Origin of the sequence: Streptomyces sp. B93, assembly GCF_018070565.1 — a bacterium.
GTDB lineage: Bacteria > Actinomycetota > Actinomycetes > Streptomycetales > Streptomycetaceae > Streptomyces.
This window is the reverse complement of the sequence record NZ_JAGPXL010000014.1, coordinates 159,326-180,950: the sequence shown is the minus strand read 5'-3', so window position 1 is coordinate 180,950 and position 21,625 is coordinate 159,326. Positions and strand designations below refer to the sequence as shown.

General features: G+C 72.9%; 19 protein-coding genes. 8 read left to right on the top strand and 11 right to left on the bottom strand.

The window, feature by feature from the left end:
• The first annotated feature begins 96 nt into the window (after nt 1-96).
• From KBY47_RS16760 to fxsT, 4 genes are all read left to right on the top strand, one after another.
• On the top strand, nt 97-1,323 hold the full coding sequence (locus KBY47_RS16760) for an alpha/beta fold hydrolase (protein WP_210921928.1): 1,227 nt from the start codon (nt 97-99) through the stop codon (nt 1,321-1,323).
• Between the two features lie 103 nt (nt 1,324-1,426).
• A complete protein-coding gene (locus KBY47_RS16755) occupies nt 1,427-3,097 on the top strand; it encodes a hypothetical protein (RefSeq protein WP_247694790.1) in 1,671 nt (556 codons plus the stop codon).
• Nucleotides 3,094-4,218, top strand: a complete 1,125-nt coding sequence (locus KBY47_RS16750) for a MoxR family ATPase (RefSeq protein ID WP_210921927.1) — start codon at nt 3,094-3,096, stop codon at nt 4,216-4,218. The genes KBY47_RS16755 and KBY47_RS16750 overlap by 4 nt, the downstream gene beginning before the upstream one ends.
• Nucleotides 4,211-8,722, top strand: coding sequence for an FxSxx-COOH system tetratricopeptide repeat protein (gene fxsT / locus KBY47_RS16745; protein ID WP_308405181.1), 4,512 nt, complete (start codon nt 4,211-4,213; stop codon nt 8,720-8,722). Before KBY47_RS16750 ends, fxsT begins: the two co-directional genes overlap by 8 nt.
• Before the next feature lie 46 nt (nt 8,723-8,768).
• Here fxsT and KBY47_RS37225 read toward each other — a convergent pair whose 3' ends face one another.
• The 3 genes from KBY47_RS37225 to KBY47_RS16730 form a co-directional block, all read right to left on the bottom strand.
• Nucleotides 8,769-10,667, bottom strand: coding sequence for an HEXXH motif domain-containing protein (locus KBY47_RS37225; RefSeq protein ID WP_210921925.1), 1,899 nt, complete (start codon nt 10,665-10,667; stop codon nt 8,769-8,771).
• Nucleotides 10,668-10,694: 27 nt separating this feature from the next.
• A complete protein-coding gene (locus tag KBY47_RS16735; RefSeq protein WP_210921924.1) occupies nt 10,695-10,859 on the bottom strand; it encodes a hypothetical protein in 165 nt (54 codons plus the stop codon).
• A gap of 184 nt (nt 10,860-11,043) precedes the next feature.
• A complete protein-coding gene (locus KBY47_RS16730; RefSeq protein WP_210921923.1) occupies nt 11,044-12,189 on the bottom strand; it encodes a caspase family protein in 1,146 nt (381 codons plus the stop codon).
• A gap of 219 nt (nt 12,190-12,408) precedes the next feature.
• Between KBY47_RS16730 and KBY47_RS16725 the strand changes: the two genes are divergently transcribed.
• Nucleotides 12,409-12,687 carry a chaplin gene (locus tag KBY47_RS16725; protein ID WP_210921922.1) on the top strand — a complete coding sequence of 93 codons (279 nt, stop codon included), beginning with the start codon at nt 12,409-12,411 and terminating at the stop codon, nt 12,685-12,687.
• Between the two features lie 102 nt (nt 12,688-12,789).
• Here the strand turns inward: KBY47_RS16725 and KBY47_RS16720 are convergent, their stop codons facing one another.
• The 8 genes from KBY47_RS16720 to chpG form a co-directional block, all read right to left on the bottom strand.
• Entirely contained in the window at nt 12,790-13,656 is an 867-nt protein-coding gene (locus KBY47_RS16720; protein ID WP_210921921.1) for a tyrosinase family protein, read from the bottom strand.
• Nucleotides 13,640-14,071, bottom strand: coding sequence for a tyrosinase cofactor (locus tag KBY47_RS16715; protein ID WP_210921920.1), 432 nt, complete (start codon nt 14,069-14,071; stop codon nt 13,640-13,642). Before KBY47_RS16715 ends, KBY47_RS16720 begins: the two co-directional genes overlap by 17 nt.
• Nucleotides 14,072-14,195: 124 nt before the next feature.
• Nucleotides 14,196-14,717 carry a hypothetical protein gene (locus KBY47_RS16710; protein ID WP_210921919.1) on the bottom strand — a complete coding sequence of 174 codons (522 nt, stop codon included), beginning with the start codon at nt 14,715-14,717 and terminating at the stop codon, nt 14,196-14,198.
• Nucleotides 14,718-14,843: 126 nt separating this feature from the next.
• Entirely contained in the window at nt 14,844-15,461 is a 618-nt protein-coding gene (locus KBY47_RS16705) for a vitamin K epoxide reductase family protein (protein WP_210921918.1), read from the bottom strand.
• Nucleotides 15,461-15,961: a DUF5949 family protein gene (locus KBY47_RS16700; protein WP_210921917.1), complete on the bottom strand. Its 501-nt coding sequence runs from the start codon at nt 15,959-15,961 to the stop codon at nt 15,461-15,463. Before KBY47_RS16700 ends, KBY47_RS16705 begins: the two co-directional genes overlap by 1 nt.
• A 188-nt stretch (nt 15,962-16,149) precedes the next feature.
• The gene (locus KBY47_RS16695) at nt 16,150-16,431 is read right to left on the bottom strand and encodes a hypothetical protein (protein ID WP_210921916.1); all 282 of its coding nucleotides are present in this window, start codon (nt 16,429-16,431) and stop codon (nt 16,150-16,152) included.
• 165 nt (nt 16,432-16,596) lie between these two features.
• Nucleotides 16,597-17,142 carry a hypothetical protein gene (locus KBY47_RS16690; RefSeq protein WP_210921915.1) on the bottom strand — a complete coding sequence of 182 codons (546 nt, stop codon included), beginning with the start codon at nt 17,140-17,142 and terminating at the stop codon, nt 16,597-16,599.
• Nucleotides 17,143-17,293: 151 nt separating this feature from the next.
• Complete coding sequence (gene chpG / locus KBY47_RS16685) at nt 17,294-17,533, bottom strand: chaplin ChpG (RefSeq protein ID WP_210921914.1); 240 nt, start codon at nt 17,531-17,533, stop codon at nt 17,294-17,296.
• Nucleotides 17,534-17,778: 245 nt separating this feature from the next.
• On the opposite strand from chpG, the gene KBY47_RS16680 reads away from it, so the two are divergent.
• From KBY47_RS16680 to KBY47_RS16670, 3 genes are read left to right on the top strand one after another with little or no spacing between them, the layout of a single operon-like run.
• Nucleotides 17,779-18,822, top strand: coding sequence for a DUF3344 domain-containing protein (locus KBY47_RS16680; RefSeq protein ID WP_210921913.1), 1,044 nt, complete (start codon nt 17,779-17,781; stop codon nt 18,820-18,822).
• Between the two features lie 50 nt (nt 18,823-18,872).
• On the top strand, nt 18,873-20,210 hold the full coding sequence (locus KBY47_RS16675; RefSeq protein WP_210921912.1) for a glycosyltransferase family 4 protein: 1,338 nt from the start codon (nt 18,873-18,875) through the stop codon (nt 20,208-20,210).
• Nucleotides 20,207-21,622: a sugar transferase gene (locus tag KBY47_RS16670; protein ID WP_210921911.1), complete on the top strand. Its 1,416-nt coding sequence runs from the start codon at nt 20,207-20,209 to the stop codon at nt 21,620-21,622. The genes KBY47_RS16675 and KBY47_RS16670 overlap by 4 nt, the downstream gene beginning before the upstream one ends.
• The last annotated feature ends 3 nt before the right edge of the window (nt 21,623-21,625 follow it).

Here is a 21,625-nt window from a genome sequence, read left to right as displayed (position 1 = left end):
TCCATCCTTCGGACCCGCACGGACCCGCCGCGGCCCCTCCACGGACCCGCCACGCACCCACACGGACCCGCCACGGACCCGCCCCCCGGAGGCCCCATGACCAGCGTGCTCTTCATCCATGGAACAGGTGTGCGAGCCCCGGACTACGCCGCCGCGCTGCGGACCGTACGCGCAGGGCTGGGGCGGATACGGCCGGACGTCGCCGTCGCCGAGTGCGACTGGGGGTCGGCGCTCGGGTCGTATCTACGCGCGGAGGGCGCGTCGATCCCCGGGTACCGCCCGCAGAAGACGGACACCACCCCGAGGCGGGCGCCGGACGACGAGGAACGGGCCCGCTGGGCGCTGCTGTACGCCGAGCCGGACGCGGAGCTGACCCTGTTCGCCCTGAGCGGGCCGAGCGGGCCCGCCGAGGCGCCGGGGGTGTTCGTTCCGGGGGCGGTCCCGGCCGGGCAGCGGTTGTGGAAGCAGGTGTCGGGGCTCGCCGAGGCGCCCGCCGTACGGGAGGCGTGGGAGGCCGCCGGACTCGCCGGGCAGTTGGACGACGTACTGCGCGAGTTACGGTCCTCCAGCGTCTTCCGCTCCGCCTGCAACGCCCTGGACGACGGCCGCGGCGGGCCGGGGCGGGGCCTGCCGCGGCTGACGGGCCGCTCGCTCGTCGCCCGCGCGCTCGCCCGGCTGCCGGAGGGCCCGGGCGCCGTACCGGTGGCGGAGCGGGACGCGGCGGTGGACGCGGTCACCGACGAACTCGGCGGCGACGAGCGCGGCCTGGCCGAGGTCGTCGGCCGCTCGCTCGGGGCCTTCGCACGGCTGGCCGAGCGGGCGGGCGGCTCACGGCTCGTCGTCAGCAGGCGCGGCACGATCAGCGAGCACTCGCTCGGCTTCTCCGGGGACATCCTCAGCTACCTCGTCCGCGGCGAGGCGGTCCGCGCCTACGTCGCCGATCTGGCCGGCACCCTGCCCGCACCCGTGGTGCTGCTCGGCCACAGCCTCGGCGGGGTCATCGGCTTCGACCTGCTGGCGTCCCACCCGTCCCTCACACCGCACGTCACCCAGCTGATCACCGTCGGTTCCCAGGCCCCGCTCCTCTACGAACTCGACGCGCTCCCCTCCCGCCCCTACGGCACCGGCCTGCCCGCGCACTTCCCCGCCTGGCTCAACGTGTACGACCCCCGCGACCTGCTCTCCTTCCTCGGCTCCCCGATCTTCGGCTCCCGGGTACGGGACGTGGAGGTGGACAATGGACAGCCGGTGTCCGCCGCCCACGGCGCCTACTGGGCCAACCCGCGCCTGTACGAAGTTCTGGCCCAGGCCCTTCCCGGATGACGTGGGTGTTCCGGGATGATGTGAGTGTCGGGCAGTGCGAGGGGGAACGCACGTGCAGCAAAGGTCTTGGAAACACTCGGCGCGACAACGGGTGCTGAGCGCGATGGTCGACGTGCTGGGCACCTCGCCCGCGCTGGCGGATCCCCGGGGACGCCTCCAGTGGGCCCGGGAACTGGCCTCGGAGTTCGAGGGGCTGGAACTCACCGGTTTCCCGACCCCGCGTCAGGAGTTCGTCGAGGCCGTACGGCTGTGCAGCGGCACCGAGGGCGGTCTGGAAGGGCTGGTGGAGATCACCGAGTTCCTGGCCCCGGCGCTCTCGGCGCGGCTGCGCCCGCTGCTCGACGAGTGGTACGCCACCGATCTGTACGAGGGCCGGGACTGGTCGGCGCTGCGGGCGGGACTGGACTTCTCCCTCCCCGAGTTGCCCGCGCTGATCGCCGAGGTCAGCGGCGACCGGGTGCGGCTGCCCCCGTACTGCACCTCGGTGTGGCACGCCTTCGTGCATCTGGCCTGCCACAACGCGCCGGTCGGCCGTCTGGAGACGAGCATGGTGCTGCTGGAGCATCTGATGCTGCGCACGGAGGCCGCGGCCCTGGTCGGCGAGATACGGGCCTGGAACGACCACTTCGCGGCGGCCTGGGGCACCGACGTCGGACCGGCCGGGCTGCGCGCGCTGCGCACCGAACTGGCCGCCCGGCAGCGGGTGTCCGCCCAGCACCTCGAGGGCATCGAACACATCGGACACATCGGACACGCCGAACCGCCCGCCCCCGCCGTGTCGGCGGCGCAGCATCCGGCCACCTCCACCGCCACCTCCTCCACCTCCACCTCCACCTCCTCTACCGCGACCGCCCGGCCGTCCGAGCCGGAGTCCGAGGCCGAGCCCGGCGCGGCCGTGCCGGTGATCCGGATGTTCATCAAGGTCGCTCCCGACCTCACCCCGTTCGACGCCACGGGCCCGCGCAGAAGGCGCCCGGAGAGCCGCTACCGGCTCTCCTCACGGGTGCGGTACGTGGAGTCGACGCGGCTCCACCAGGAGGGCCGCGACCCGGAGGAGCCGGTTCCGCGCAGCAAGGTACCGAGTGCCGTCGCCGAGCTGCTGTCCGCGACGGCGGAGCTGTGGCAGTCTCGGGACGAGAACGTCGTCCTCGAGATCTTCCTCCCGACCGAACTGCTCGCCGAACCGGTCGAGTGGTGGAACAGAAATCCTCAACTAAGCCATCCCAACCCGCTGTTGAGTAAATACTCTTGGATTTTCATCCATAGTCTGGAGCGCATGCAGCGCCGCGATCTGCATCACGTGTGGCGCAGGCGATGGACACGGTGGCGGAGCGACCTCGGGACCGGACAGGCCCACTGGTGTGATCCTCAGGGACGCCCCGCCGCCGAGCACCTTGAGCTGCTGGATGCTCGGATCGGCAAGGAGGAGGGGGTGGTCTGCATGGTGCTCAGTGACACTCCGCGGGCCAGGAACGGTCTGGGGCTGCGGGAGTTACGGCTGGGGCTCGACCACGGCGTGCCCGTGATGGTCTTCCACCGGGAGGCCGCCGCCTCGGAGGGTTTCCGGAGCCTGGTGCAGGAGCTGTTGGCCGGTGAAGGCCTGGCCAATCTGCCCGCCACTGCACGACAGTGGAGGGGTGACGCCGCCGCGGGTGCCGCCGGGCAGCGCGACAGGACCCTGATCAGACACCTCGGTGTCATCTGGGACGACCCGCACCATCTCCTCGACGGCGACGCGTGTGCTCCCGCTGCCTTCATAGGGGGGACCGATTGAACGCGCAGGACACCAACGCGTTGCCCTACCGGGGCACCGGACGGTCACCGGAGGCCGACGCTCCGTACGAAGAGCGGAGCTGGCCCGACGGCCCGCGCTGGCGGGACTTCAACGGCGGCCCGGTGATGCCCGAACCACCCCCCGACGACGAGGCGGACCGCCGTCTCGGCCCGGTCGCCGTGCCCCGGCAGCCGCCGCCCGAGGAGGTCCGGCTCGTCAACGCGGCCATCCTGCTGCGCCGCCCGCTGCTGGTGACCGGCCGCCCCGGCGTCGGCAAGTCGGCGCTGGCCTTCCGTATCGCCCGGGAACTGGGTCTCGGCCGGGTCCTGCAATGGCCCGTCACCAGCCGCACCACCCTGGCGTCCGGTCTCTTCGAGTACGACGCGATAGGGCGGGCCCAGTCCCGGAACCCGTGGCTCATGGCAGCCACGGCACAGCAGTCGTCCGCACCGGGAGGACCGGAAGCCCCGGGAGCCCCCGGAGCCCCGGAAGAAGTGGCAGCCGAGGCCACCGCGGACATCGGCGACTTCATCCAGCTGGGCCCCCTCGGCACCGCGCTCCTGCCGTACCGGCTCCCCAGGGTTCTGCTCATCGACGAGATCGACAAAGGGGACGCTGATCTTCCGAATGATCTGCTCACCCTGTTCGAGGACGGCTGGTACGCTGTGCCGCCACTCGTTCGAGTGAGGAAGCAGCACCCCCAAGTCACCGTCCACACCGCCGATCCGGGCGGTTTCGCGCGTGTCGAGGAAGGCGTGGTCAAAGCCCGGGCATTCCCCATTGTGATCATGACGTCCAATGGGGAGCGCGCGTTTCCGGAAGCCTTCATGCGGCGCTGTCTGCGTTTGGACATGGCGGACCTGGATGCGGAAGGGTTGGCCGAGTTGCTGTCGGCCCACTTCTCCGATCGGCTCGGTGACATGCAGGGAAAACTGATCCGCGCCTTCAGGTCCCACAGTGAGGAATCCTCGGGACTGGCCGCAGACATGCTGCTCAACGCGGCACACCTGGTCACGTCAGGCGCGTACAGCTATGCCGAGGGCGACGACTCCGAATGGCAGGCGGTGCTGAGCGCCATCTGGCACCCACTCGACGCCGATGGGACTGGGCGGAGTGACTGAACACCACCCCGCGTCCGAGGGCGGGGCGGCGCACGGCCCCGCCCCGGACGAGCGGCGCCTGCGCGTCGGCGACCTGCACTGGCGGGAGGTCGCCGACGCGCTGTGGCTCGTCCGGGAACATCCGGGGTTGGTGGCGCCGGATCCCGCCGACCTCGCCGTAGCCGCTCCCCAGGTCCCGGAGGCCCCCCGACCCGAGCGGCGGGACGCGCCCGAGGGACGCGGGACGGAGACCGGCACGCCCGACGACGCGCCGGAGCCCGGGTCCCCGACGCCCACGGGGACATCCCCGACATCCCCGCAGGAGCCCGAGAGCCCCGAGGGCCCCGAGGCCCCCGAGGCCCTCCCCGCCGAACCGCCGTCCCCCCGCCCCGAGGAGACGTCCGGGACCCGCGAGCCCCGCACCCCCTTACGCCGCCCCCGCCGCCGTACCAGAGGCAGAAAGGGCGGCAGAACCCCGAAGACGCCCTTCGCCCGGGCCCTGCGCCCCCTCCGCCAGCGCGACCGCACCTCACCCTTCGGGGAACTCGACGAGGAGCGCACCGGTGAGCAGCTCGCCGAGGCCCCCTGGCTGCCCCCCGTGCTGCGACCGGGGCACGAGCCCCGCTGGAGCGTGGTCGTCGTGGTGGACACCGCCCCGCACATGGTCGCCTGGCGCGGCACCACCTCGTCGCTGGCCGGGGACCTGCGGCTGTACGGCGGTTTCCGCAGCGTCGAGACCCGGCTGCTGGACACCGCGGCGGGGACGCCCGACGGGGTCGTGTTACGGACACCCGGGCAGCGCGGACGACCGGGCCGTCCCCAGCCGGTGCGCAGCCTCGTCGATCTGTCGGGGCGCCGGATCGTGCTGGTCGTCACCGACGGGATGGCACCCGCCTGGCACACCGGCGCGGTGCGCGGGGCGCTGGCCGTGTGGGGCAGACACCAGCCGCTGGCCATCCTGACGCCGTTACCCCAGCGCCTGTGGGACCGTACGGGGCTGCTGCCGGAGCGGGTCCGGATGCATGCCGCCGGGCGGGGGGCGGCGGGCGGCGAGCTGACCTGGGAGCTGCTCAGTCCGCGGGGGGCGAGCGAGTGGTCGGCGCCGTTGCGGCCGCGCAGGTCGTTCCCGGTGCCGGTGCTGGAGACCGCCGGGGAGTGGCTGGCGCCCTGGGCACGGTTCGTGGCGGGCACCGAGCCGCGCTGGGCGGAGGCCGCGGCGACCCTGGTGGCGCCGGGCGCCAAACCGATTCCCCCGCTGGAGAACGCGCCCCTCCAGGAGAGCGCCGCGCAGAAGGTGGCGCGGTTCCGGGTGTGGGCGTCCCCGGAGTCGTTCGAGCTGGCGGTGCGGCTGGCGGCGGTGGAGCTGGACCTGACGGTGATGCTGGCGGTACAGCGCGACATGCTGCCCGCGTCGGGGCCCGTGCAGTTGGCGGAGGTGCTGGTGAGCGGCCTCATCGAGCCGCGTCCCGGCCGCCCGGAGTCGTACGCCTTCCTGCCCGGCATTCGCTCCGAACTACTTGCATCCAGCACCAAACGCGCCACCCTGCGGGCCTCCCGGCGGGCCGCGGAAGTGCTCGCGCCCAAGAGCAGCGCCGCGCGTGATCTCCTCGACTATTTCGCGGGCCGTGAGATCACCGGCCGCACCGAGATCACACCGGACAACGTCCGTTTCCGAACGACCGAATACGTCGTTCTCAGTTCGCTCGCGGGACCGCATCTGCGCCGTGCGCACCGAATTCGCGGTCTCCTTTCAGCTCACATCCACTCGGATGAACTGACAGGAGCCGGAGTACACACCGAAGACATAACCGATCATTTACGAAAAGATTCCGGCACCATGAATACAGCCGACGCCCCCGAGAGCCGGAGCACGTCTGAGCCCCTGCCCTCCGTATCTGCCATCCACGGGCAGATCGACAGCACCACACGCCAAGGAGGCACGACAGTGACCACGGTTGCCCCAGGGACCGCCACCCCGGCGCCCGAACCAGAGGGCGTGACGCTGGGCAAGCCTCAAGAAGGTGTTTCCTCGCTCCGTCCAGCGGTCCTCAACAACATGCCCCCTCGGAACGCCCTGTTCACCGGGCGCGACGATTTGCTGCGCATGCTGGAACGGAATCTGGGGCAGGGCCCGACGGCCGTGCTGCCACACGCCCTGCACGGAATGGGCGGCGTGGGAAAGTCACAGCTCGCACTCGAGTACGTATATCGAAATGCCGCTCGCTATGACGTCGTGTGGTGGATTCCGGCCGAACGGCCCACGCAGATCGCCCAGGCCCTGGTGGAACTCGCCCAGCGCCTCGGACTGCGGGTGACCTCGGAAGCCAACACCGCCGTCCCCGCGGTGCTGGAGTCCCTGCGCACCGGAAAACCGTACGGCAACTGGCTTCTCGTCTTCGACAACGCCGAGAGCCCGGAGGCGGTGCGCAACTACTTCCCCACCAGCCCCGGCAGCGGCCCCGTCGGCTCCATCCTGGTCACCTCCCGCAACCCGCAGTGGAACACCCTGGCACACCCCTTGGAGGTCGACGTCTTCAAGCGCGAGGAGTCCATCCACCTCCTCCAGCGCCGCAACCCCGACCTGCCCGACTCCGAGGCCGACCAACTGGCCGCCGTACTCGGCGATCTGCCGCTCGCGGTCGAGCAGGCGTCAGCGTGGCGCGCCGAGACGGGCATGCCCGCCGGTGAGTACCTGCGCCTGTTCGAGGAGAAGCGGGCGGAGCTGATGACGGTCTCCAAGCCCACCCACTACGAGGAGACGGTCGCCACCGCCTGGAACGTCTCCCTCGACCACCTGGAGCGCAAGAACGCGGCCGCCCTCCAGCTCCTCCAGGTCTGCGCCTACCTCGCCCCGGAACCCATCTCCCGGTCCCTGTTCTCCCGCGCCCCCGTCGAGCCGATCGCGCCCGACCTGGACCGGGCGCTGACCGACCCGCTGCGGCTGGGCCGCGCCATCCGCGAGATCAACCGCTACTCCCTCGCCAAGATCGACCACCGCACCAACTCGATCCAGATGCACCGCCTGGTCCAGTCGGTGCTGGCGGCCCGCATGTCCCAGGAACAGCGCGACCGCATGCAGCACGGGGCACACCTGCTGCTCGCGGGCGACACGCCGGGGAACCCGCAGGACCCGATCAACTGGGCCAAGTTCGGCGAGCTGTATCCGCATGTGCTGGTGTCGGACGCGGTGCAGTCCAGCTCACGGCACGTCCGGCAGACGGTGCACAGCGTCGCCGAGTACCTCTTCCACTGGGGCGACCACGAAGGCGCCCGGGAGTTCGCCCAGAACGGCTACGAGACCTGGAGCCGCCTGTACGGCGAGGACGACGGCCAGACCCTGACGCTGGGCCGCCATCTGCGGTACATCCTGTGGACGATGGGCCGGTACGAGGAGGCCGCGGCCATCACCCAGCGCATGCGTTCGGTGCTGGAGCGGCCGGAGGCCGACGCCGACGAGGAACTCCTCCGCGTCCTCGGCCTCGGCGCGGCAGACCGGCGTGCCGCGGGTGACTTCAAGGAGTCCCTGCGGATCAACGAGGAGGTCTACCAGCGGTCGCTGCCCTACGGCGACGACGAGCCGGAGACCCTGCTGCACGCCCACAACCTGGCGGTGAGCCTGCGCGTCAACGGCAAGTTCAGGGAGGCGCTCGCGCTGGACCAGCAGACCTGGCAGCGCAGGTCGGAGATGTACGGCGAGGAATCCCTCAGCGCCATGCTCACCGAGAGCAGCATCGCCCTGGACCGGCGCGAGCTGGGCGAGTACCTGCCCGCCGTGCGCCTCTTCGAGGACATCACGGAGCGCTACCGCCAGCAGATCGGTGAGAACCACCCCAACACCCTGCGCAACCTGGCCCGCCTCGGCGTGACCCTGCGCAAGGCGGGGCGCCACGCGGAAGCCGCCGAACTCACCCGCAGGGCACGCAAGGAACTCATCAACCGGTACGGGCCCGAGCACCCGGACTCCCTGGTCGCCTCCCTCAACTACTCCGTGGACCTGCGGCAGCTGAACGACCTGAAGGAAGCGGTCCAACTGGGAGAACAGACCCGGGACCTCTACGTCCAGGTGCTGGGTTCCGGCCATCCGCACACGGTAGAGGCGAACATGGACCTCGCCGTCACCTACCGCCTGCTGAACAAGGTCGGCGCGGCGCGCGCACTCAACGAGGCCGCCCTTGAGCGGTGCGTGGAGGCGCTGGGCGAGGAACACCCCGACACCCTGGCCTGCCGTATCAACCTGGCCAGCGACATGTTCGCGCAGGGTGAGGTGACCGCCGCCCTGACCATGGACGAGGAGACGCTGGAGATCTCGGCACGCGTCCTCGGGGAGAAGCACCCCACCACGCTCGTGCTGACCAGCAACCTCGCCCAGGACCTGAGGGCACTGGGCCGGACCGACGAAGCCGAGACCCACCGCCGGGCCGCGCTCACCGGACTTCCCGAGGTACTGGGCGAGGAGCACCCCGCCTATGCCGACGCGGTGGCATGGCAGCGCGCCAACTGCGACATCGACCCCATGCCCATCTGACCTGGTCGTCCACCGACCGCACGGAACAGCGGCAGACCCGTCGGTCTCACCGGAGGCCGACGGCGGCGGCACCGGACCCCGGGGTGCCGAACGCCGTGGACAGGTGATCGTTCAGCCATCCCACGAACGACACCGGATCGGGGGCGGCTCCGTCCGCCCACCCGATCTCCCGGTACACCGCGTGCGTCAGCTCCGGCCGCGCCAGCACGGCGGGCCCCACCGCCTCGTGGCCCGACGCCCGCAGCGCGAGGAGCAGATCGGCCCACAGCGACTCCGCGTCCGGTTCCCCCGTCTGGAGGGCCGTCGCGGCCAGCTTCCCCGCGCCCTCGCTGTCACCGCGCACCTGGAGCAGGCCGGGCACCTGTGCCCCGGCGACCAGCCTGCTCAGACCGGCAGGATCGTCACCGACGCGTTCCAGGGCCCATTCGTCCCTGAGCCGGATGCGGTAGAGGCTCGCGAGTGTGTCCAGCCGCCGCACGCCCGGCCGGGGCCGAAGCTGTGACCGGGCGTCGGGCAGCGCGGCGCCCGGGGGCCGCGGCCATGCCCGCGTCAGGGCCATGGCCAGTGCCGGATCCGCCGCCAGGTGGTGCAGCCGCCAGCTGAGGGCGTGGTGTTCGGCAGCGTCCTCGGCCATGGTGCGCACCGCCGCCAGCCGGTCCGGTTCGGCGTCCGGTTCCGCCCAGCCCAGGACCGTCTCGCGCAGACGCCGCGCCGTACGGCGACCCAGTTCTGTCAGGCCCGGGTGGTCGCAGAGCTGCGGGAGGACCGTCAGCAGTTGCTGCCGCCGCAGGACGTACTCGAAGTGCGCCGGGTCGACGTCCTGACCGTCCCCCCTGGCGTGCCGGGCCCGGGCCCGCCAGAAGCGGGCGACGCCGGTGAACGCGTAGGTGCCCTGGAGCAACCCGCGCAGGGGCCGCGGGTCGTCGCGCCAAGGGGCGTAGGAAAGGGTGGTGTCACCCGGCTCGTACAGGGAGTACAGGTGCATCAGGGCGCCGAGCTTGCTGTGCTGGATCTCGTGGGTGAGGACGGCGGCCATCTGGAGCGCGTCCGGTGACCTGGACGAGGCGAGCCGCCCCACGCCGTCCCCGGAGGTGGCGCTGACCAGGGCGGCGGAGTCGGGGGACGACAGGGGTTCGATACTGCGCAGCAGCGTCACCACGTCGACGGCCGACTGGGCGTCCGTCTCCCCCAGCAGGGCCACGGCGTCCCGCAGCAGCGCGGCCCACTGTTCGGCTTCCGCGCTGGTCAACCGCGACAGCGGCGGCCCCGCGGCCTCCGGGTCGATGCGATGGGCGCTCAGGTCGTCCAGCAGGATCTCGAAGCGCCGGTCCAGCACCGGCACGGTGACGGTGCGCACCGGCTGCCATTCGGGGGTCTCCTCGGCGTGCGGAGCGGGTACGCCGATGATGCGGTCCGCGATACGGATGGTGAGGTCACCGGCCCGGCACGTCACCCGTGCGGTGCCCCAGGGCCGGACCGCCCCCGGTGCGACGGCGCGGCCGAGGGACGGCAGCCACACCGTGCCGTGACGCACCGGCACGGTCAGGGTGAAGTCCACACCGGCGCGCACCGCCGCCGCGGCGGCGAAGCAGTGCAGCTGGCCGACGTCCACCCACAGCGGCACGTCCGGCTGGGCCGCGTCCGCCGCACCGCCCAGCCTGCGCAGGGTGGCGGCGATCCACAGTCCGGCCTCCGGTGCCAGTAACAGGTCCTCGGCCTTGGACCGGTCCTGCCGGTTCGCGGCGAGGAGCAGGCGCCACGCGCTGTCCGCGGGCGGCAGGGGTCCGAGCACGTCCGGGTCGCCGGTCACCCGGTCGAGGAAGAGATCCAGCAGCAGGAAGCGGTGGCTGCGCTCGCCCTCCCGGATCCGCCGGAGCGCGGCCGTCGTACCACCCCCGCCGGCCAGCGCGTCGAAGTCTGCCTCGCTCAGCGCGTACCGGGTCACCTGAGGGATACCTCGCCCTGTCACGCGTCAGTCATCGGAACCGCCGAAGTTGACGTCCGGCTGCTCCAGCTTCCGCAACAGCCGTCGTTTGCTGTCGGCGCGTTCCCGGTCCCTAATCGCGCGTAGCTGATCAAGCGTCACTCCCCCGAGATCAAGAAGGTCCGACTCGACAATGCTGTCGGCGTGTTCCATGGTGCCGTTGCCCTCCCAGCATCCGGGCCGATGCCGCCGACGCCGACCCACTGTTGTCCATCATGGCTGCGTCACTGAGGTGCGGGAAGCCCGTGTCTCAGACATCCTTTCGAGCCATGGGCCGATCACCCACTCCTCTGAGCAGGCCAAAGCATGATCCTCCTCACTCCCTCCCAGCCAACGATCAGCGCCCACCGCCCAGTTCCCGCACCGCGTCCCCGAACTCCGCGAACGCGGTCGTCCCGGCGTCCACCATCTCCAGCGCCTCGTGCAACTCGTCCAGACCACCCGGGAAGTCCACGCAGGTGTCGATGAGGTCCAGCAGCGCGAAGCGGGTGACGTCGGACTGTGGCACGCTCACCGCGAGGTCGGGTGGCAGCTGTCTGATCAGGCGTGACCGGTCGTGGGGGCTGGTCATCGCCGGTATGCGCTCCAGCAGCCGGACCAGCCGCCGCCGTTGCTCGCGGGTGGGCCGGACCAAGCCGTTCGCCCCGTTTGTGCGGGGGCGCGGCAGGGGCGCCGCTCCCGACCGGCGTTCGTGCGCGCCGTCCGGGCCGGTGTGCCAGAGGTACGTCGGTGTCTGGCCGTCGCCGTCCGGGGTCGGCCGCCCGACGCCGTCCCGCAGGGCCGCGGCGAACCCGTCCGGGTCGGTGAGCCAGGCGTGTCCCCGGTCGCCGCGCTCGTCCAGCAGGCGCAGGACCCAGGACGTGAACACGCCGTGCTCCCCGGTGCCGGTGCCGCGCGCGGACTGGCCGGGGGCGGCGGCGAAGAAGGCGTACTGGCCGGGCCGTTCCCGCAGTTGTCCGGTGGGCACGGGGTCGGGCACCAGGGTGCCGCGCTCGGCCCGCAGGTCGCCGAACACCTGGCAGGCGTCCAGCAGCCACAGCTGGCGCGGGAAGGAGGGGACGAGATCGGAGCGCCAGGCGGCCAGCGCGGCGTCCAGGTCGAGGCCGCGCAGGTCCTCGGGGACCGCGTCCGCGTACAGCAGACGGCGTCCGCCGCCCGCGTCGAGCAGGCCGTGTCCCGACCAGGAGAGGTAGAACAACTCGCCGTCGGACTTGGGCAGTTCGCGGAAGAGCACCTCGTGGACGGTGTCCCGGGTCGCCGGTCGGACGTCCAGGGCCGGATCGAGGTCCCGCGGCTTCGACGCGTTGTGCGGCAGCGGTGACAGCAGCAGGGTGATCCGCTCCGGCGGTACCCCGGCGGCCAGCAGCCGTCGCGCGTGACCGACGGCATCCCGCACCGGCCCGTCCAGGCGCCAGTCGGAGCCGCCCGCGTACTGCTCCACTCCTACGAGCACGGCGTGCGCCGACCGCGAGATGTCCAGCATGGCTGGTACTTCCCCGCGATTCGGTACGCCAAATCCGTCGTTCGGCATGTACCCGACCACACCGTCCGGTGTCGGCGCCGCGCCCCGCGCGCCGAATCCCCCTGTTCAAAAAGGGTGATCCGGGACCGATCGCCGTGACCCGGCAAGATCCCCGGCGTTGAACGGGAAGTGCGGCGGCGTGTCCTGCCGTCGCGCTCACCGATCCTTAAGGAGAACCAGATGTCTCGCATCGCGAAGGCGACCGGCGTCGCGCTCGGCACCGGCGCCATGGTCCTCAGCGGGGCCGGACTGGCCATGGCGGACGCGGGCGCCGAGGGCGCGGCCGTCCACTCGCCGGGTGTCCTGTCGGGCAACGTCGTCCAGATCCCGGTGCACGTCCCGGTCAACCTGTGCGGGAACACCGTCGACATCATCGGCCTGCTGAACCCGGCCTTCGGCAACACGTGCGTCAACGACGGCGGCCACCACAAGAAGCACCACGGCGGCTACGGCAACTGACACCGCCGGTCGTCACCTCACCCGAGAGCCCCGGCTCCCCTCCCCGAGCGCCGGGGCTCTCGTGTGTCCGCCGCCGGCCGTCGGACCGGAGCGGGCGCGTGGTCACGCGTACCGGTAGATCCCGCTGTGGTCCTCCAGCTGGTCCGGCGTCAGGTCCCACGGCGGGAGCCGCTCGTGCCGGGCGACGATCCGCTCGTGCTGCGCGTCGCCGGGCCGGGGCGGGTCGGCCGGGAGGTAGCGGTGGTCGCGGTGGCGTGCCTGCCAGCGGGTCCAGAGCAGGTCAATGAAGGCGTGGTGCATCCAGAAGACGGGGTCGTTGACGGAGGCGCCGCCGACCATGACCCCGCCGACCCAGCGGTGCACCCGGTTGTGGTTGAGCCAGGAGGCCTTGCCGCGGCCCGCGCCCCAGCCCTCCAGCTTGTTGCGGAAGCCCCGCTCCGACGTCGAGTCGAAGGGCGGGGTGTCGTAGGCGGGGTCCTTCAGGGCCCACTCCACGTCGCCCGCCGTGGGAAGGTCGACGGGGTCCCGGGGGCGGCCGAGGTCGCGGGTGAGAAAGGTGCCGTCGGTGACGTTCTCCTTGATCTTCCAGTTGCCCTCCGCGTACGCGAACGGCCCGGTCGTCACCTGGTGGTCGGAGCGCCGCCCGTTGCCGCCGAGGAGGTCCGCCGTCCAGGGCGCCGAGGTGGGGGCGCGGTCGCGGGTCCAGTCCCAGTAGGGCACCGACACCGAGTCGTCGACCCGCCGCAGCGCCCGCTCCAGCTCCAGCAGGAACTTGCGGTGCCAGGGCAGGAACGAGGGTGCCATGTGGGCCGTGCGCAGTCCGGCCTCGCCGTCGGCGACGTAGAACTCGATGTGGGTCCGCACGAACTCGTCGTACTCGCCGCGCCGCTTCAGCTCCAGCAGCGCCGTCACCAGCCGCCGCTTCTCGGTGCCGGTGAGGGCGCTCACGCTCTTACGGATGTACGCCATGGTGTCCCCCTCGCAGGTGCCGCCCGGGCCCGAGTTCGTCGACGGCCGCGCGGGCCGCCTCCAGCGGGGAGTCGTACGAGCCGTAGTGGTCGAGCACGCTCAGCCAGCCGCCGTCGGCGCGGCGCATCAGGTGCAGCGGGCGTCCGTCGACGGTGACCTGCCAGGCCGGGGTGCCCAGCGCGCGCCCGGCGACCACCGTGGCGATGCCGTGGATACGGCGGCCCCGGTAGGTCTCGTCGAAGGTGAGGCCGAGGGTGTGCGGTGTGGGCTCCCGCGGCCGGGAGGCCGCGACCAGCGGGGTCAGGGCCAGCGCGGTGACCGCCGCGCGCACCAGGTCCCGGCGGGTGCGGCCCTGGGGCCGTGGTGGCGGCTCGGGCGGTGGGTCCGTCGCCGCGGTGCCGACGCTGACGGCCATCGTGTGCTCCTCGTCCGGTCCGGTGCTCCGTACCGGTAACCGGCGGGCGGGGCCCGCGGTCACGCGCGTACGACCGTGGCCCGTGAACGGTCGTACGGCGTCGCCTGCGCGCGTCTGTCCGCTCCTACAGTCCCGGTCCGGTGACCACGGTCGCGGCCGGGACGGTCTGGAGCATCGGCGTGACCACGCCCGCCTGCGGCAGTCCCGTCCCGGGCAGGCCGTAGCGGTCCCCCTCCGGCTGGCCGACCGGGGCCTGCACGGACAGGCCGGGCGCCAGGGCGCGCAGGTCGGACGGGGGCGCGGAGACGGCGAGGTGGTCGAAGCGGGAGCCGAGGACGTGCGGCAGCGGCGCGCGGACGTCACCGCCGGGCAGCCCGCCGCTGACCGGCAGTTGCGGGACCGCGCGGTCCGGGAGCAGTCGGCCCTCGACGTAACGCGTCCCCTTCGGTTCGCCCGGCACCGGGACCGGCAACTCTCCCCTGGCCTCGGGAAGTTCGACCTTCAGTGCCTTCTCGACGCCCCCCAGCGGCACGGGGACGGGCACCGACGTGACCGCGGCTGCGGAGGACGCGGTCGCGGCACCGGCCGTCGCGGTCGCCACACAGGTGAGCGCGGCGGCGAGGGTTCCTCGGGTGGTGGGCTTCATGAAGGTGCGGTCCCTTTCCGAAGTCGGGAGGCTGTGCGTGCGTACCAGTAACGAGCCGGGCAAGAGCACCAGCACGAGAATCCCCCGGCTGCCGCAGTAGTCGCAGTAATGGCAGTAATACGGTGGTCAGCTCGTCCAGAAGTCCCACCAGCGGGTCAGGATCAGCATCCCGACGACTCCCAGGTGCACCACCGGCACCACCCAGGTGAACTCGGCGAGGAACGCCTTCAGCCACCGCGGCGCGGGCAGGAACGCGTTCCGCACGGCGTGCGCGGTCACGTACCAGAAGAGCAGGATCGTCGCCGCCCACGCCAGACAGCACCACAGGCACAGCGCGTTGATCCGGTACAGCGACTCGAACTGGAGCCAGGAGACGAACCCGACGCCGAACAGACAGCCCGCGTCGAAGGTGAGCCAGTACCAGCGCGGGAAGACGGCCCCGGCCAGCAGGCTCACGCCGACGCCGATGACGACGGCGTAGGTGACCAGGCCCAGCATCGGGTTGGGGAACCCGAAGGCCTCCGCCTGGTCGCTGGTCATGACGCTGCCGCAGGAGACCACCGGGTTGAGGCTGCACCCCGGGGTGAAGTCGGGGTCCTCCAGCAGCTTGAACTTGTCGAGGGTGATGACCCAGGAGGCCACGAGCCCGGCGGCGCCGGTCAGCACCAGCAGCACGGCGAGGCCACGGCCCGCGCCCGCCGCCCGTACCGCGGGGCGGGCGTGCCGCACCCCGGTCCGGGCCATCAGCCGCGCAGGCTGCGGGCCGGGAGGACGATGTGCGCGGCGGCCTTCAGGGTCGCGTCGGCCGTCACGAACTCGCTGAACTCCTCGTGGCCGACGGTGGCGCCGGGCCTCTCGCCGGGCCAGGGCAGGGTGGTGAAGAGGAGGTAGGCGTAGCCGCGCTCGGCGACCGCCGTCAGCCACTCGTCGCCGACCGTGCACTGGGCGCTGAGGCGGGGCATGGTGACGACGGCCTGGCCCGCCACGACCAGCAGGCTGGCCGGCAGGCTCGGCTTCAGATGGCCGTCGACGAGTTCTCCGCCGACGGGCAGGCCGGCGTCGGTGAGCATCTTCTCGACGGCGGCGGTCGCGGCCTCGGGCCCGTCCGCGGCGTCGCCGAGGGTGCAGGCGAGGAGGTAGGGCATGTCCTTGCCGTCGGCGGCCTCGCCGCTCCACGCCATCATGACGAGCGTGCCGAGGTCGGAGGTGGGAAGGGGCCGGGTTTCGGGGGGAGTTGTGGTCACCCGCGGGACCTTATCCACGAGGCGGTGGGGGTCGGCGGGCTTGTCACCCGGGTGGCGGAGCGCACTCGGCGCCGCCACCCGATCGAGGGACGACGCGAAGGGCCGGTCCCCGCGCTCCGTCCGTCAGGGGGACGGGGGCGGGGACCGGCCCTGGTCGCCGGGTGCCGCCCGGCGGGGGGCGGCGCCGGTCAGCGGTTCAGCGGGAGGCCGCCGAGCAGGCCGTCGCGGGAGTTCAGCGAGCGGGTCGCGTCCTTCACGGTGCTGAGCACGGAGTCCTTGTTCTCGGTGTCGAGCGCGTGGGACTGGTGCTGGAGCGGCATCGGGTCGATGGGGCCCTTGGTGAGGGTGTTCACGGCGCCGTTGAGGCTGGTGGGCGTGAGGTCGGCGGTGTCGTAGGCGAACGCGGGCGCGGCGGCACCGGCGAGGGCCATGGACCCGGCAACGACAGCGGCGGCCTTCAGGGACTTCATCGTGTTCCTTTCTTCGGCGACCGGTGTCGCCGGAGGGGAAGGGTGGCGCCGTGCCTAACGAGCCCCGAACGGCCCGGAAACCCCGGCTGCGGGGTGTTTATGCGGCCCACCCGAACGACGGGGGCCGCTCATCGGCGTTTCGCATCCTCATATGATCCGGCGCCCTCACAGGCCCTCCCGGGTCACGGTGAGGAGGTCGGCGAGGCCGGTCACCATCGACTGGGCGGCGGGACCGACCTTGGCGGCGTCGCCGGAGGTGATCACCGCGAGCAGGTCGTCGAGGAGGAGCCGGAGCGCGTCGAGGACATCGGTCCTGGGGTCGGCGGCGGGCTCCGCCTCGGCCGGGAGGGTCTGGGGGGACGGGGTCGCCGAGGAGGCAGGTGACCCGACCCCGGTGATGCCCGTGATGGCCTCCTTGACGGCCTCGCCCAGTTCGGTGGCCTGTTCGGCGGTGAGCTGGCCGTCGTCGGCCTTGGCCACGGCGGTGAGCAGGCCGGTCGCCGGGGTGAGGACGGTACCGAGGTCGGCGAGGTTCCCGCTCTGGCCGAGGAGCGTGTCCGCCCCGGGGACGGGCGCCCGGGACGCCGCGGCGCCGTGTTCCCGGGTGGCCGGGTCACCGTCGGCCGCGAGGGCGGACGGCCCTGCGACGCCGAGGAGGAGGGCGGCGAACAGGGCGGTGGACGCGAGACGCCGTATGGGCAGTTCACGCATGGGACTTCCTTCCGGTGGTGCGGAGGGGGGTGTGCGTCCCACCGTGAAATCGGCCCCCCACGGCCGCAACCGCAGCCGCCCGTTCGGAGCACAGTGAACCGGCCGCCCTCCCGTGCGGGAGAGCGGCCGGTCAGAGCAAGGCGGCTCGACGTCAGTCGTTGACGCACTCGTTGCCGAACGCCGGGTTCAGCAGACCGATGATGTTGACCGTGTTGCCGCAGACGTTGACCGGAACGTGAACCGGAACCTGGAGGACGTTGCCCGACAGCACGCCCGGCGAGTGGGCGGCGGCGGCCTGGGCGCCGCTGTCGGCGGTGGCCACACCGGCGGTGCCGGCCACGGCGGCAGCGGCGACGGAGGTCAGGGCCAGGCCCTTCGCGATACGCGACATGGAAGAGGTGCTCCTTGGGATTGACACAAACATCCGGGCGGGATGCCCGGCGTTGTGTCAACGCGTGAGACGCGCGGGAGTTGTGCCGCCAAAGGAGTGATCCGGCAGAAGGCCCGGCTTCACCATTCCGACACACTTGCCCGAATTCAACGCATTAATCCGCATAGCGGCTAGAGTTGCGGACCGTCCGACGCCCCTATAGCACGCAAATCGCACTGTCGCTTTCCGAAAGGGCACTGCCGGTCATGCGCAATTCCCCGGGTCCACTGCTGCGCCGTGCGACGGTCGGCATGCTCGCCCTCGCCACGTTCTGGACCTCCGCCTCGGCCCCGGCGGCCGCGGCCGAGGCGGAACGGCTGCCCTTCGCCGAGCGGTACCGGGCGACACAGCACGGCGGCATCGTCCGCGCCGCCAACACCTCCATCAGCTGCCGTACGACGTCGCCCTCGTGCGCGTCCGTACGACGGGGCACGACGGCCGCCAACGGTGACTTCGACATGTTCTACGTCGACGTCGACCGCGACCCCAACACCTACAACTCCTCCCGCGCCGAGGTCCGGCTGCCCGCGGGCGCCCGGGTGACCTTCGCCCGGCTGTACTGGGGCGGCAACCTGCGCGTCGGTGAGCAGAAGCCGCCGAAGGACAACGGGCGGGTGCTGATCGCCGAGCCGGGCGGCGCCTACAAGGAGGTCCTGGCGGACACCGTCGTGGGACACCGGGTGGCGCACGGCGCGGACGCCTTCCAGGCCTCGGCGGACGTCACGAAGCTGGTGCGGGACAGCGGGTCGGGACTGTGGACCGTGGCCCAGGTGAACGTGGCGATGGGCAGGTCGGCGGCGGGCGCCTGGGGCGGCTGGACGCTGGTCGTGGCGTACGAGGACCCGGCCGAGCCGTTGCGGCGGCTGTCGGTGTGGGACGGCTTCGAGGCGCTGGACGGGCGGCGGGAGGTCCGGCTGGCCGGCCCGCGGCTGCCGAAGGGCGCGGGCGGCTACGCCGGACTCGTCGCCTACAACGGCGACCGCGGACGCACCGGCGACTCGCTCACCGTCTCCGGCACGGCGCTCTCCGACGCCGCCAACCCCCGCGACGACGTCCTCAACTCGACCATCAGCGGGCCCAGGTCCGAGCGCGTGCCGTCGTACCCGCACACGCTCGGCTACGACTCGGACGTGTTCGGCCTCGGTGCGGTGCCGCGGCGCGGCGGTGACCAGCGGGGCGTCCGGCTCGCGTCCGAGCGGGACGCGGCCTGGGCCGGGGTGCTCTTCACCGCCGTCGACGCCCACGACTGAGGGCGCCGCACCGTCCGTCCCGCGCACCCCGTGAACGAGAGAGCCCGCGCATGCACCAGTCAGCCACCGACCCTCCGCCACGGGTCCTGCATCTCACCCAGCCCGTCCACGGCGGGGTCGCGAAGGTCGTCGCCGATCTGACGCGGGCCCAGCTCGCCGCGGGCTGGCGGGTCACGGTCGGCTGCCCCGACAGCGACCTCGCCCGCCAGGTCCGTGCCTCGGGCGCGGACGTGCGGCGCTGGGAGGCGACGCGGGCGCCGGGGGTGTCGCTCGCCGGTGAGGTACGGCGGCTCGCGCGGCTCGTGGACGCCGTACGGCCGGACCTGGTGCACGCGCACAGCGCGAAGGCCGGGCTGGCCGGGCGGCTGGCGGTGCGGGGGCGGGTGCCGACGGTGTTCCAGCCGCACGCCTGGTCGTTCGAGGCGGTCGGTGGGGCGACCGCGGCGCTGGCGGTCGGGTGGGAGCGGTTCGGGGCGCGTTGGGCGCACCGGGTGGTCTGTGTCAGCGAGGCGGAACGTGCGGCGGGGGCACGGGCCGGGGTCCGGGGCGTCTGGGCCGTCGTACCCAACGGCGTCGACCTGGACCGTTTCCGCCCGGCACCCGCCGAGGCGGTACGACAGCGGCTCCTCCCCGCGCTCGACGCGCGGGCCCCGCTGGTGGTGTGCGTGGGGCGGCTGTGTCCGCAGAAGGGGCAGGACGTGCTGCTGACGGCGTGGGACGCGGTCGCACGGCGGCTGCCCGCGGCGCGGCTGGTGTTCGTCGGCGACGGGCCGGACGGGGAGCGGCTGCGGGTGCGGGCGCCGGGGTCGGTGCTGTTCGCCGGGGCCGTCACCGATCCGGTGCCCTGGTACCGGGCCGCCGATCTGGTCGTCCTGCCGTCCCGCTGGGAGGGCATGGCGCTGGCCCCGCTGGAGGCCATGGCGTGCGGGCGGCCCGTGGTGGCGACGGACGTGGGCGGCGCCCGCGAGTGCCTGCCCCCGTCTGCCGCCGCCGACTGCCTGGTCCCCCCGGCCGACCCCACGGCACTGGCCCGCGCGATCACCGCGCTCCTCGGCGACCCCGCCCGGCGAGCGGCGCTCGGCACGGCGGGACACCACCACGTCCGCTCCGCACACGACGTACGGCACACGGCCGAGGCGATCGCCCGGGTGTACCGGGAGGTCCTCGGCGGACGACCCGCGGGTGGGACGGACCGGGACGGTCGGGGTCGGCGGGGCGGGCGCGGCGAGTCCAGCGCGTACGACGAGCCACACGGGCGCGGCAGGCACGGCCGGCACGACGAGTACGACGAGCGCCACGACCGCGGTGAGTCAGGCCTCCCCGGCCCGTCCGGTGCGTGTGGCGAGTCCGACGAGTCCGACGAGTACAGGGAGTCGATCCACTCGTGACTGCGGAAAGCACTGCGGCGGGCACCGTCCCGTCCCCCAGCGTCCAGCAGCGGGGGCACGGGCCCGGTGGGTTCCCGCGGGTGCCGGGCTTCCGGTACCCGGCGCGGCGGCCCACGGCCCGCTCCGCCTCCCCGGTGCCGCTGCTCCTGGTCGATCTCGCCGCCGCCCTGCCGGGTGCCGTCACGCTCGCCGGGCGGCGGCCGCTGCTCGGGGCGCTGCTGGTCACCGGGGCGATGCTGCTGCGTCCGCACCGGCCGCCGCGCCGCACGCAGGGCGTGCTGGACGAACTGCCCTCGGTGTGCGGGCGGATCGCGGTGGTGTGGCTGGCGCTGGCCGCGCTGGTGGCGGCGTACGTCCCGCAGCACACCCTGTCCGCGCACGCCCTGGCCACCGGGTTCCTGCTGCACGCGGTGGTGGACTGCGCCGGACGGGCGCTGGTGCACGGGCGGCGTCGTGCGACGCTGCTGCGGCAGCCGCGCGCCGCGCTCGTCGTGGGCCCCGCGGCGACCGCGGGCCGGGTGGCCGCGGCGGTGCTGCGCCACCCGGCGTGCGGGGTGCGGCCGGTGGGGATCGTCGCCGACGACCCGGACGGCACCGAGCAGTTGCCGGTGCTGAGCACCGGGGCGGAGGTCCAGCGGGCGCTGATCCAGAACGGGGTGCGGGACGTGCTGGCCGTGCACCCCTCCGTACGCTCGGAGCGGGCCGCGCTGCTGCGGGCGCTCGCCGAGTCGGGGTGCGCGGTGTGGGAGGTGGACGCCGACTCGCCGTCGTACCGGGCGCCCGAGCGGCTCGCCGGGTTCGGCTGCCGCAGGCTGGAGCTGGTGCCCGGGCGGCGCGGCGGCCCCGGCAAGCGGGCCCTGGACGTGACCGTGTCCGGGCTGCTGCTGGTGGTGGCGGGTCCGCTGCTGCTGGCGTGCGCGGCGGTGCTGCGGCTGACCGGCGGCCCGGGGGTGGTGTTCCGGCAGGAGCGCATCGGCGAGGACGGCAGACCGTTCACGCTGCTGAAGTTCCGCACCCACCGTCCCGTCGACGCCCATGAGGCGGCCACCCGGTGGAGCGTGGCGAACCAGCAGGACATGCCCTGGTTCTGCCGCTTCCTGCGGCGCACCTCGCTGGACGAGCTGCTCCAGCTGTGGAACGTCTTCCGCGGCGACATGAGCCTGGTCGGCCCGCGCCCCGAACGCCCCTTCTTCGTCGAGCGGTTCAGCCAGGCCCACCCCGGTTACGCGGCCCGGCACCGGATGCCGACCGGCATCACCGGTCTCGCGCAGGTGAACGGGTTGCGCGGCGACACCTCCATCGAGGACCGGGCCCGCTTCGACAACGCGTACATCGACAACTGGTCGCTGTGGCAGGACGTGTGCATCCTGCTGCGCACCGCCGCCGCGCTGCTGCGGCCGACGGGGAGCTGAGCG